11 protein-coding genes are annotated in these 12,950 nt (G+C 37.0%); 6 read left to right on the forward strand and 5 right to left on the reverse strand.

All coding sequences use genetic code 11. The features are described 5' to 3' along the window. Window positions 1-9 precede the first annotated feature (9 nt). From BAQ49_RS05060 to BAQ49_RS05070, 3 genes are read right to left on the reverse strand one after another with little or no spacing between them, the layout of a single operon-like run. Window positions 10-189, reverse strand: a complete 180-nt coding sequence (locus tag BAQ49_RS05060) for a hypothetical protein (protein WP_071744428.1) — start codon at window positions 187-189, stop codon at window positions 10-12. A 6-nt stretch (window positions 190-195) separates the two neighbouring features. Further along, complete coding sequence (locus tag BAQ49_RS05065) at window positions 196-375, reverse strand: hypothetical protein (RefSeq protein WP_071744429.1); 180 nt, start codon at window positions 373-375, stop codon at window positions 196-198. Window positions 376-406: 31 nt separating this feature from the next. Next, window positions 407-1,315: a hypothetical protein gene (locus BAQ49_RS05070; RefSeq protein WP_071744430.1), complete on the reverse strand. Its 909-nt coding sequence runs from the start codon at window positions 1,313-1,315 to the stop codon at window positions 407-409. Between the two features lie 325 nt (window positions 1,316-1,640). Here BAQ49_RS05070 and BAQ49_RS05080 point away from each other — a divergent pair, with 325 nt between their 5' ends. The 6 genes from BAQ49_RS05080 (at window position 1,641) to BAQ49_RS05105 (ending at window position 11,029) form a co-directional block, all read left to right on the forward strand. Beyond that, the gene (locus BAQ49_RS05080; protein WP_000117130.1) at window positions 1,641-2,150 is read left to right on the forward strand and encodes a MogA/MoaB family molybdenum cofactor biosynthesis protein; all 510 of its coding nucleotides are present in this window, start codon (window positions 1,641-1,643) and stop codon (window positions 2,148-2,150) included. Further along, complete coding sequence (locus tag BAQ49_RS05085; RefSeq protein ID WP_071744432.1) at window positions 2,147-2,749, forward strand: molybdenum cofactor guanylyltransferase; 603 nt, start codon at window positions 2,147-2,149, stop codon at window positions 2,747-2,749. Before BAQ49_RS05080 ends, BAQ49_RS05085 begins: the two co-directional genes overlap by 4 nt. A gap of 517 nt (window positions 2,750-3,266) precedes the next feature. Next, on the forward strand, window positions 3,267-5,126 hold the full coding sequence (locus BAQ49_RS05090; protein WP_071744433.1) for a GAF domain-containing sensor histidine kinase: 1,860 nt from the start codon (window positions 3,267-3,269) through the stop codon (window positions 5,124-5,126). Continuing rightward, window positions 5,101-5,739, forward strand: coding sequence for a response regulator (locus BAQ49_RS05095; RefSeq protein WP_071744434.1), 639 nt, complete (start codon window positions 5,101-5,103; stop codon window positions 5,737-5,739). Before BAQ49_RS05090 ends, BAQ49_RS05095 begins: the two co-directional genes overlap by 26 nt. Window positions 5,740-5,982: 243 nt before the next feature. After that, complete coding sequence (locus BAQ49_RS05100; protein ID WP_071744435.1) at window positions 5,983-10,119, forward strand: S8 family serine peptidase; 4,137 nt, start codon at window positions 5,983-5,985, stop codon at window positions 10,117-10,119. A gap of 310 nt (window positions 10,120-10,429) precedes the next feature. Next, window positions 10,430-11,029, forward strand: a complete 600-nt coding sequence (locus BAQ49_RS05105) for a TasA family protein (RefSeq protein ID WP_071744436.1) — start codon at window positions 10,430-10,432, stop codon at window positions 11,027-11,029. Window positions 11,030-11,156: 127 nt separating this feature from the next. Here the strand turns inward: BAQ49_RS05105 and BAQ49_RS05110 are convergent, their stop codons facing one another. Both BAQ49_RS05110 and BAQ49_RS05115 read right to left on the reverse strand, forming a co-directional pair. After that, window positions 11,157-12,299 carry a glycosyltransferase family 4 protein gene (locus BAQ49_RS05110; RefSeq protein ID WP_071744437.1) on the reverse strand — a complete coding sequence of 381 codons (1,143 nt, stop codon included), beginning with the start codon at window positions 12,297-12,299 and terminating at the stop codon, window positions 11,157-11,159. 12 nt (window positions 12,300-12,311) lie between these two features. Continuing rightward, a complete protein-coding gene (locus BAQ49_RS05115) occupies window positions 12,312-12,845 on the reverse strand; it encodes a phosphatase PAP2 family protein (protein WP_002145275.1) in 534 nt (177 codons plus the stop codon). Window positions 12,846-12,950: the final 105 nt, after the last annotated feature.

Genomic DNA, 12,950 nt, shown 5'->3' on the forward strand with positions numbered 1-12,950 from the left:
AAGCTTTTTTTATTTTATTTTACTTATTATTTGAATGCATGAATTACAATACACTTCTCCTTCTACCTCAATATATTTTTTCGTATTTGTCATTCCGCTTGCTGGAAAGGGCATATGAATCCACGATTTTTCATACGTTTGTATTTCCTTTTTACATGATTTACAAATTGTCAGTTTCTTACGGAACATATGCAATCATTCCTTTATCTGACGTGCTTTGCCTGCGCAAAATGCACTGCATAGTAAAAAGAGTGTTGCGAATATAACGCTTATTAATGTAGCATATGGAATTGCGCCTTTTAAGGAAAAGCCGACAGTGATTGAAGCGATGAATAAGAGGATAAATGTTGTTGTTAATTTTTTATAAAGTTCCATAATGAATCTCCTTTTCAAGAAATGTATAGTGTCATCTATCTGGTATATATGTGGAAACTATCCCTGTAGAGTGAGTAATACCACCGGCGCGTACGTAAGTGTGGCTTAACTGTAAACCTAAATTTCCAGCAGTATTTGAAGTTCTAATTTTTGTATTCATTTGAGCTGTTTTGGGGACAGAGTTAAATAGATTTTTCTCCAGCGTCCAGCTTCCATATTTGTCACTTAATGATGAGCTACTGTTTATGCTAAAATCAGTTAAGTTTGAAAAAATTCTTGTTGGGAGCATAGTGGAATCAGGGGCGAAATCTATTAAAAGTTGTGATGAATAGGGTACAGATAATTGTGTATGCCAGCTTATAAAAGGCGGGTTTATAACTGTGTTTTTCATAGTATGAGATGCCGTAATATCCCACACAGATCCTGTTTTTTCGTTAATATCTACGACAGAACTGTTCTGACTAAATGTAATAGTTGTTGTTAATTCAGCCCCAGAATAAAAGGAGTAATGATAATTTCTCTTTGCTGTAACGGACTTAGAAGTATAAGAATTTGAATGTAAAATCTTTTCTAAAGAGTGTGTGGATTCTTTTTGAATGGTCTCTATATTTTCTGTTTTCGCTTCTGAGAAGTAATAGTCTCTATAGCTGATTTTGTTTATATAATAATCGGAGACAGCAAATAAATATAAATTTGTTTTTGGGGAAGATTCCAAGATGTTTGTTTTAATTGGATTACCGTTATTATGGTGGAGCTGGATCCCAGCAGAATTCTTTTTTAGTAGGAGATTTGCTTTTTGTTCAGACGTATTTTTATCTTCATTCCAATTTGTTATGTTTACTTGTATTGCATTCGTATTTCTCTCTTCAGCATGAACGACAGAAGAAAAACATAGCCCTAATAAGGAAATGAAAAATATATAAATCGTATTATTTTTCATGTTACCTCCTTTAATTAAGTTTTTGCTTCCATACAAAATTTATAAGGTAGGTAAGGGCAAGTGGAATGGCTGTGCTAGTTAAATAGTAACGGATACCACCATCAGGCATAAGTACATAAAATTTTAGAAAGTTAATATCGAATCCGTAAGCGATGCATTGAAAAAGAGATAATATAACTAGGAATGGTATAATGGGTACGTATCGTTTTATATTTTGAATCATGTAAAGCTCCTTTATATGGATAAATATACTTTTATTGTATCATATTGGATTATTTAATTTATACATAATTTTATAAGATTAAATGAAAGGAAAGATGAAAAAATGAGCGTAACTGAACATAAAAAACAAGCGCCAAAAGAAGTGCGTTGCAAGATCGTAACAATTTCCGATACACGTACGGAAGAGACAGATAAGAGCGGACAACTACTACATGAATTGTTAAAAGAAGCAGGACATACAGTAACTTCTTATGAAATTGTAAAAGATGATAAAGAAAGTATTCAGCAAGCGGTGTTAGCTGGTTATCATAAGGAAGACGTAGATGTTGTATTAACAAATGGCGGTACTGGTATTACGAAACGTGATGTGACAATTGAAGCAGTATCAGCGCTATTAGATAAAGAAATTGTTGGATTTGGTGAGTTGTTCCGCATGATTAGTTATTTAGAAGATATCGGAAGCAGCGCAATGTTAAGTAGAGCAATTGGTGGTACAATTGGGCGCAAAGTAGTCTTCTCGATGCCAGGGTCTAGCGGCGCAGTTCGCCTTGCGATGAATAAATTAATTTTACCGGAATTAGGTCATATTACATTTGAGCTGCATCGCCAATGAGTAAGTGGGCTGGAATTGTATTAGCGGGTGGTATGTCGAGTAGATTCGGTGAACCGAAAGCGTTAGCGAGCTGGGGTGGGAGTACTTTTGTTGAGCATATTTTGAAAGTGATGACAACTGCGATACAAGAAGTTGTAGTCATTAGTAACTCCGATATAAAAGAGCGAGTAGAGAAATTCGTACAAGTTCCTGTTATAGAAGATATTCCGCATTATAAAGGAAATGGCCCACTTGCTGGCATTGTATCAGGAATGGAATATATAGAAGCAGATTGGTACGCTATTATGCCTTGCGATGCACCAAATGTTTCGCTTGAATGGTTTACCATTTTACTAGAGCAAACGAGTGATGAGTATGATGCGGTTGTGCCTATTATTAATGGAAGAAAACAACCGTTACTTGCGGCGTATCATAACCGTGTGAAAGAGAAGATTTACACTTTACTTCAGGAAGAGAAAAGAAGCATGGGGCAGCTTTTATCACAATGTAATGTGAAATATGTTGCCGGAGAAGATGTACAAGCAAATGCAGAATGGTTTATAAATGTGAATACGAAAGAAGAATATGCGCAGGCTCAAAAAGACCTTTCAAATGAATGAAAGGTCTTTTTGATATACAGAAATTGGGGAACAATTGCTGTATACAGGTATGTGAGTAAGTAGATTTTAAGGGGAATCTCTTAAAATGGTTATACAGTAAAAACACTGTATAACCATATATTAATTTTTATGGGTTTTTATTACAAGTCTGTTTAGTTATGTATCTTTTTGATATAATTAATATAGAAATAAAGAGATATTTCACCTTGTGTATCATTTCGTGAAAGAAATTTTATAATTGTGTAATAAACTTTCTTTGTCTAGTTGAAGGGAGTTTTTTGTTATGAAATTGATTTATATACATCTTTAGTTCTATACGATAGACATAGAATATATTTACAAATATAACATTTGATGGTTAGCGAAATGAAAAGGCCTGTTTTATACTAATATTGTGTCACCCCTTCTAAGGGACAGTGCGCAGCCGGTGATTGGCTAATGGGAACATTCTCATTTTGCCAGTGCCGGTTTTTTATTAGATAATGATGATAATAAATTTTTTGAGGGAGGGATCGTTTTGAAAAAGATAGATTTTACTTCTGTGAGAGAGCAAGTAGCTAGTTTTTATATTTATTCTATCTCTTTTCTTGGTTTAATTGCTGTTATGATTTCCTTATTTTTAATTGAAATGCCTTCCCATTTTGTATTACTTTTGTTGTTAATTATGTTTATGGGCATTACTGAGTATTTTCCTATCCGCATTTGGAGAGGTGGAATCACACTGAGCCTTACACTTATTTATACAATGAATTGGCAGTTTGGAATGTATATAACTGTTGTTTCATGTGTGGGTGTGATGTTAAGTATCCAATTGTTTCGCCGATTACCTATGCAAAGGACGGTATTTAATTGTGCGCAACTTGCTCTTAGCATTGTATTAGCAGAATGGTTTTCGAGAGGGTGTTTCTCTTTTTTTATTTCTGGAATGAATCTTTCAGTTTTATATGAAAAATTCATAATCTTATTTTTATTCAGCGCATTTCTTTGTCTATTTAACAGTTTATTTTATGATCTTTTAATCATACTTCTCCCTCAGCCTTATCCACTAGAAGAGTGGCGTAAAAAGAATATGTTAGTACTCTTGAGTTTGAGTTTTTGTTTATTTTATTCTTCACTTATACATATTTTAGATTACCGATATCGTGGCGTGATAGATGAAATTATGGTACTGTTCTTCTTTTTCCCCCTTGTGGCAATTTGTATCATTAGCTCATTCGTTAGACAAATACGAGTGGAAAAAGAACGATTATATAAGCTTTTTTCTATTACGACGGAATTAAGTCACGGATTATCTGCCGGAAACTTACAACAGATGAAACAATCATTGAAAGGGTTTCTAGGAATACAGGCATATGTTTTATGGGCGAAAGATGAAGAGAACTGGACGCTTTTATTAAAGGATGGAAAAGTACGTCGTGATATTTCTAATTATTCTGACCTGTATAAGGAGTTTGAAGAAATATTAGAAACTGTTGTTGTGACGGATTGGAAAACAGGTATGGCTCCGGGAGATGAAGTGTTTGAAAATACGATGCGTTCCCTTGTGTATTTACCTCTTAAGGTAAATCATGAATTAGTTGGAATGTTTGTGGCAGGGAAAAGTAGGAGTGCGAGTTTTATTACTGAAGATGTACAAACTTTAGCTACGTTTGCCAATCAATTAGGCAGCTTGCTTAAAACACGGACACTCGTCTCTGAACAGGAAAAAAGAACGATTTTAGAAGAGCGAAATCGAATTGCTCGTGAAATCCATGATGGAATCGCACAAGCACTGGCTGGTGTGGTATTTCAGATGGAGTCAGCCCAGAAAAAATATGCAGATCAACCAAAAGACATGCAGCAAGTGGTTGATACAAGCATAAAAAAATTACGGAAGAGTTTGAGTGAAGTCCGTTATTCTATTTATGCTTTAAAGCCATATCCAACACAAAGATTAGGACTAAAACAAGCAATTATAAATAAAGTCCAATCCTTAAAACAAGAATATGATCTAGCCATTACATACCATGAAAGAGGTCGTTCTCGAAAACTTAGTTTTACGAAAGAACGAGTCATTTTCGACACTTTACAGGAGAGTTTGCAGAACATTATAAAGCATGCAAGGGCAGATAAAGTTGATATTTTATTAAGTTATCAAAAGGGACATGTGCTTTTAAAGGTAAAGGATAACGGAATTGGCTTTTCTCTTTTTGAATCTATGATTAAAGCAAAGCATGAGCCGCATTATGGTATATTACATATGAATGAACAGGCTGAACAGCTAGGGGCTGCCCTTCAAATTGATAGTTCAAAAGGAAAAGGTACAGAAATCATATTGTTAATTCCAGATTCAGAAATGGGGGAGGAGTATCATGATTCGAATATTAGTAGTGGATGATCATACTGTTTTGCGTGATGGAATTCGAAGTATATTGGAACTCGAATCTGATATGCGAGTAGTTGGGGAGGCTGTTTCCGGTGATGAGGTAGTAAAGAAAGTAGAAGAGTGTAGGCCTGATTGTATCTTAATGGATATTAATTTACCAGGGAAAAATGGTATCGAGGCTACATCACTCGTGAAAAATCAGTATCCGAACTGCCGTGTTCTCGTATTAACTATGTATGAACATGATGAATACTTGATGTCTGCTCTTCGGGCAGGGGCAGACGGTTATTTACTGAAGGATTCATCATCCGAGCAGGTAGTGGCGGCAATCCGAATGGTATTACAAGGAGATTCTGTAATTCATCCGCGTATGACTAAAAAGTTGATTACATATCATCAACAAACGAAATCAGAATCAAATGAAAATGAACTAACAGAACGTGAAAAAGAAATACTGTTTGAATTGGTTAAAGGTCTTAGCAATAAGGAAATTGCTGAGGCACTATATATTAGTGATAAGACAGTTAAAATCCATATTAATAAGATTTTCAGGAAATTAAATGTGAAAAGCCGTTCACAAGCAGTCATATATGCTGTTCGAAATCAGCTTGTTCCATTTTCTTAAATGAAAATCATTTAAAAGAACTACTCTGTACCTTATTATTTTACTCAAAATAATAAGGAGCGGAGTAGTTCTTTTGCACTATACGGTATAGAACTAATAACTAAAAAAAATATTCCTTTTTGGTAATTTTCAGAAAAATTTAAATTTATTAAGATAAGAAAGTAGAGTCGTAGCCTAATAGTTTTGGAGATTTATGTTATGCAATGACTATAGATACAAATAAATTTAGATGGGGGAACTTGTATGAAGAGAGGAAAATTTGGGAGGGTTCTTACAGGAACATTAGTTGCTGGTATGCTATTGTCACAAGGTATTCCGTATAATGTATTAGCAGAAAGTCCGGCTGAACTGAAGCCAGTTGATAATGCGGAACAGGTACTAAAGAATCTGTCTCCAGAACAAAGAAAAGCGTTGGAACAGCTAGATGTAAGCCCTAATTTTACGATTTCACCTGATATTGATACGAATAGTCCTAAATTAGTTAACGTTATCGTGGAATTCAATCAAGCTCCAGCAAAAATTGAAGTGATGAAACAAGCGGCGAAAGGGAAGAAAATAGCTGCTACTACTGCGCAAGCAAAAGTGGATGAAGAGCATAAAGTGTTCAAACAACATGTCGAATCTTTAAAATCGAAGAAAGATGTTGGCACTTACGATACGAAAAAAGTGGAAATCACACGCGAATATAAGAATGCAATCAACGGTGTAGCGATGACTTTACCTGGTGTGGCTGTGCAGGAGTTGATCCAATCTGGAGTAGTAAACCGTGTCTTTAAAGATTACGAGGTAAAAGTAGAACCTCCAGTAGAAACACAAAAAGAAATCCAGCCAAAAATGGCGGACAGCATTCCGCAAATTGGTGTAGACAAGCTTCATGCAGAAAACATTACAGGTAAAGGGATTAAAGTCGGCGTTCTTGATACAGGTGTTGACTATAATCACCCAGATTTAAAAGATGCTTATAAAGGCGGATATGATTTTGTAGATAACGATGCAAATCCGATGGAAACAACGTACGAGGATTGGATAAAAGCTGGTAAGCCAGAGTATCCAGGCTTAGTGTACTATACAAACCATGGTACACATGTAGCAGGAACGATTGCAGCTCAAAAGAAAAATAATGCAGATTACGCTGTAAAAGGTGTGGCACCTGATGTAGATTTATATGCTTACAGAGTACTAGGACCATGGGGCGGAGGAAATACAGCGGGAATCCTTGCCGGAATGGATAAAGCAATTGCAGATGGTATGGATGTCATCAACATGTCGCTAGGCGCACAGACGAATGATCCGCTATATGCTACTTCTGTCGCAGTAAATAACGCCATGCTTTCAGGAGTAGCGACAGTTGTTGCCGCAGGAAACAATGGACCAAACGAAAAGACGCTCGGTTCCCCTGGAACGGCAGCTCTTGGTATTTCAGTAGGGGCAAGTGATGCTGCCATGTCTATTCCTACATTCAGCGCAAGTGTATCTAACGAAAAATTTGAAAATATGCAGCTATTAGGAAAAGATTTTCCTAATAAGTTAGAAGATCTACAAGGACAATCGTTACCGATTGTATTTGCGGGACTTGGTAAACCAGCTGATTTTACGGGGAAAGATCTTAACGGAAAAATTGCGTTAATTCAGCGCGGAGAAATTACGTTTGATGAAAAAATTAAAAATGCAAAAAATGCTAGGGCAAAAGCGGTTATCGTATATAACAATGCTGACGGCCAAATATCTGCCTACTTAGGTGAGGGGGTAGGTCTTATTCCATCTTTCCGCCTGTCAAAAGCGGATGGCGAACGGTTAAAGGCGCTAGGAGAAGTATCTTTCAAATTCGAAACGCTGGGCAATACAAAAACGGAAGGTGATCACTTAGCTGATTTCAGCTCACGCGGACCGGTAAACGGAAATTATGACATTAAGCCGGATGTAGTCGCTCCTGGTGTGTCGGTTTTTTCTACTGCACCAGAATATATCAATGATCCGCAGGACGGTATAAATTACGGCAATGCATATGTACGCTTGTCTGGTACTTCTATGGCGTCTCCTCATGTAGCAGGTACAGCAGCATTGATCCTGCAGCAGCATCCAGAATACACTCCTTTCGATGTAAAAGCGGCTCTTATGAATACATCCGATGATTTGAATGGCCAGAATTCCGTATACGAAGTGGGTGCGGGGCGCATTGATGCGTATCAAGCTGTTCATACGGACACATCCATTAAAGTATTAGACAAAACACAAAATGTCGAGAATGGAAAAGTTGTCGAAATTGACGAACAAACAGGTTCCATCGTGTTTGGTAGACATGTTAAGCAAGGGGATAAACCGATTGAAGCGAGCAAAAAAGTGGCTGTCCAGAACAACAGTAAAGAAGAAAAATCCTTTAAAGTAGAAGTGGAGTATCACGGTGAGCGTACAGGTATTCAAGATGCAGTAAAGAACGGTATACAAGTTGAGGTGCCTGCATATCTTACAGTGGCAAGTGGAAAGTCACAGGAACTGCAGCCAAAAATTACGATTCCTGGTAGCGCAGCGAAAGGCAGATACGAAGGATATATTCATGTAACGAATGCGAACAATCCGTCCGAAACGTATCAAATTCCATTCGCTGTCATGGTGACGGAAAAGGGATTTGAATATGTAAAGACAAGTACACCATCCGTAACGAATACAACGCCTTTTTGGCAAGGTTTATACCCTTTTGTTCACGGAATAATAAAGTTGAATAGTCAGATGCAAACAATCGATGTGCTTGTTAAGGACAGCAAAGCAGGGAAAGCTGTAGGTTTTATAGGAACAGCGAACACTAGTAAATTACTGATAGATGTAGAAACTTATCTTATGAATGCATTCAGTGGTACTGTCTATCCATTTACAAACGATCCTTCTAAGCCAATTGGTGATCTTCCTGTGAAGCTTCCAGCAGGCGATTATATATTGGAATTTATTGCGCACGATGAGGAAGGGAAATCATATGTTGCAGATAATCCGCTTATCGTGGACAATACAGCACCGGAAGTGAACATGGATAAAAAACCGGGTGTAATTGAGGTTAATGACTCCATGTTTACAGTAGAGGATGGACAAAAAGCAGTATGGCTGCATGGAACAGCTAAGGATGCAACAGTGGATCTATTAAAATCCAAAGGGTTGAACTACGATCAATCGTCTAACGAAATGGGGTACTCTGCAAACTCTGGGTTCATAAATGGGTACTTCCCAATACAAGCAAACGGAGATGTGAAATTCGGTATTGAGGAAAGCGACATTGCAAAAAAACCTTTAAATTTGACTTTGACTACGTCTGATATCGCGACGGCAGTTGGTAAACAAAACTATGTTTTCGTAAAAGAAGGTACGGAATATACGACTTCTAGTTACGATAAGAAAGACGTGAAAATTGACGATACAGTTACGATGACACTTAGCCTCAATAATGTAAAGCAGCTTGTATCTGGAGAATTCCAAGTAGGGTTCAATAACGATTTGTTTAAGTTTGAGAATGTGAAGCTGAACAATGCGGCAAACGAGTATGCAAAGGAAAAGGGCCTGGAGGTATCGTTGCAAGAACCTGTGGTGACAGAAGGAACTAACACTAATACGGTGAAAGTTGGCGCATCTATGAAAGGGAATGCATTCAACGGTATGGACGGGGATATGCCTTTTCTTGATGTCACGTTCAAAGTAGTAAGTGATGCATATTACGATAATGCTACCGGATTTCAGGTGAATCAGGCGTCTTATATGAAAGCGGGACAAACAGCTGCTACTGCCATTCCTTATGTCGGTCCGGAAAGCTTTAACATCATTCCAACGCATTCGAGAGTGCAGGGTTATATCGGGCCGGAAGCATTTTTGAGAAATGACGGTAGTTTGTCAAAAGGTGATTATTCAAAAATCGGTGCCCAAGTATATGCAATGTCCCCAAAAGGTAAAAAATATCAGGGAACAATTGATAGTAGAGGGGAATACACGATTAAGGGTATCCCAGCTTCTAATGAAGCATATACAGTTGTTTTCGATGTTCCGGGACATCTCAAAGCGATGCAGAAATTCATTCCTGGATATTCTGTAAACGGTGAGATGCGCGGGCAACATGTTAGATTACGTGCTACAAATCTTGCGGGGGATGTGAATGGTGATAGATTGATTGACATTCGCGATATGCAAAGTGTAGTTGATGTATACGGTAAGAAAGATGCATCTATCTTGCCGCAAGACATTAACCAAGACGGTGTCGTAGACGAGAAAGATGTCCGCTTCATTGAGAAAAACTTCTTGCAAAAAGAAGTCGGTGTTCCAGAAGTAGTTAAGCCAAAAGAAACAATTGGCAAAAAAGGGCTGGCAGATTTCTTACGTCAGATCGGTCTAGAACCGAAGAAATAAAGTGAAACTATAATCCGTGGGGGTTTTGTTCATCCCCCACGGATTATTAGCCTTCACCAATCGGACGTTTACTGCCTACAAAAAGCGGGATAAAAATAAGGTGACCTAGGAGTGGTTGTTGATAAAATAGGGGGGGATTTCATCTTCTGTAAATATCGATAGTCGCTCTTAAATAAAACACTAAGTTCTTTATTAAGAACTTAGTGGCCACCTAAAAGGCATCAAATAAGGAAACAATTCGTTTTTACCTCATATAGACTTATCAGCTTTGGGATGGTTTAAATATTATAAAAATAGGGGGATTATTAAAATGAATCTTAAGAAAAAACTTGGTATGGGTGTTGCATCTGCAGTTCTTGGTTTATCTTTAATTGGAGGCGGAACCTTTGCATACTTCAGTGATAAAGAAATATCAGAAAACACATTTGCGGCTGGTACGTTAGATTTGAGCATTGATCCACAAGTTATCATCGATGTTGACAAAATCAAACCAGGTGATCAAATAGAACGCGATTTCCACTTAATCAATAGCGGTACTTTGAAAATTAAGGACGTTCATCTTCTTACTGATTACACTGTAACAGATGCAAAAGGTGATAATGGAAATGCTGATTTCGGTGATCATGTCAAAGTGGAGTTTTTATGGAACATAGACAAAAACACAGTTCCTGTATGGGAAACTACTTTGTCTGAATTGAAACAAGCTACTGCTGATGGCAATTTTCCTGATCTTGTAGAAAAAGGTGTCGTAAACTGGGAAGGAAATGGACTTGCTCCAGGCAAGGATGACACTTTCTATGTGAAATTCATATTTGAAGATAATGGAGAAGATCAAAACGTATTCCAAGGAGATACATTGAAATTGAACTGGACGTTTAATGCGAATCAAACAAAAGGGAAAGAAAAATAAGTTCAAATTTTATTCGTTATATCTATGTAACAACTTAGGCGTTAAATAAAAGCGTGAGATAAAGAGAGGTCATCCTTCGAAGGAGGACCTCCTTTTATCTTGTAAATTGATGATACATAAGCTGAGTCTAAGCTAGCATTTCCGCTTTTCGACTTTGAATCACATCATCATAATGCATGAGTAAATTACTGAAAATTTCATCCCAGCTTTGTGTAGCAGCATAGGATTGAGCATCTAGGCTTATTTGTTTACGCATTTCTTCATTATTTAACAATTCATAAATAGATGACAAAAATGAGTTAGCATTTTTAGGTTCACAAAGAAAACCTGTTTTTCCATCTGTAATAATATTTTTAACCCCTCCACCATTCGCACCAATAACAGGTGTACCACAGGCCAGTGATTCAAGTACGACGTTCCCAAATGTTTCAGTAGCAGATGGAAATACCATTAAATCGGAAGAAGCATAAGCTTCAGCTAAATCCTCACCTTGTAAATATCCAGTAAAGGTTACATTTGTTTTTGGCACATTTTCACGCAAAGTTTTTGCAAGAGGACCGTCTCCAGCGATGAGCCAATGAATATCGCTCCGAGCATGTGTAGTTTTAACAATAAGATCTTGCAATGTATCAATATCTTTTTCAGGAGCAAGGCGTCCGACGTAGGAAAGAATATATTTCGCTGTAATATTATATTTTTTTCGGAATAGGTCTTTATTGTAAGTTGGATGAAAGAGAGTACAATCTACACCACGTCCCCAAATATAGAGCTGTTGAAATCCTTTTTTCTTTAATTGATGTAATGTTTCAGGAGAAGGAACAAAGTTTTTTTGCATATGACTATGAAACCAACTTAAATAGTTCCATAGCATGTTAGAGAGGAATTCGATTTTGTAATAGCGTAAATAGGCGTCGAAATCAGTATGATAAGAACCGACAACAGGGATGTTCAACTTTTTTGCATAATACAATCCACAAAGTCCCATGTTGAAAGGTGTGGCAATGTGAATGATATCAGGTTTAAAGGCAAGAAGTTCCCGTTTAATACGCGGAGTAGGAAAAGAAAAGCGACATTCTGGATATAATATTGTTAACGGGATACTTCTCATTTTGTTCACATTCGCTACGAAATTATCTTCTGCCGTATGCTGAGGGGCGAAAACAGAATAGGCGATATTTTCTCTTTGAAAATATTTAGTTAAACGTTCCAAAGTTTTCGCCACACCGTTGACTTGTGGTGTAAATGTATCGGTAAATATGGCGACTCTCATCATATCGCTCCTTTATGTGAAAAGTGGGATGAATTGATAAAAAGAGATGATGCCAGAGCAAGTGCCAAGGCACATGCCTACAAATACATCTGACGGATAATGAAGCCCTAAATAAATACGGGAAATACCGACGCATAGCGCTAGCGGTAATAGAAAAGCAAGTAAGCTTGGATTATAGCAAATAAATGGAATGAGGACAGAGAAAACAGCCGTTGTATGTCCGGATGGAAAAGAATGATCTTTTAATGGATGAATTGGATATTTCGCATCTTGAATTGTCAAATATGGACGTTTTCGTGGATACCATCTTTTTAATATTTGCACGGGAATATGGCTAATCGTTAAAGAAATAGCAGTTGCAATTGCAGCTTGATGCAAATTCCCTGTTGCGAAAATTAAAAAGAAAAGTGTGAGTGCAATGGAGAAGGTAGCACCACCGATATGGGTAATATTGCTGAAAAAGATGTTTAATGTTTTTTGATCAAAGTAGCGATTAATTCCTTTGAAAATGTAACATTCTATTTTATATAGTCCACTGACCTTCATGAGATTTTTCCTCCCTCATTTACATATATATGGAGTTATTAACTTCTATTTTAATAAGATTTTATTGAGGGAATAATAATGTTTTGTAAAGAAAAAGTTAGATTT

It is taken from the genome of Bacillus proteolyticus (genome assembly GCF_001884065.1).
GTDB lineage: Bacteria > Bacillota > Bacilli > Bacillales > Bacillaceae_G > Bacillus_A > Bacillus_A proteolyticus.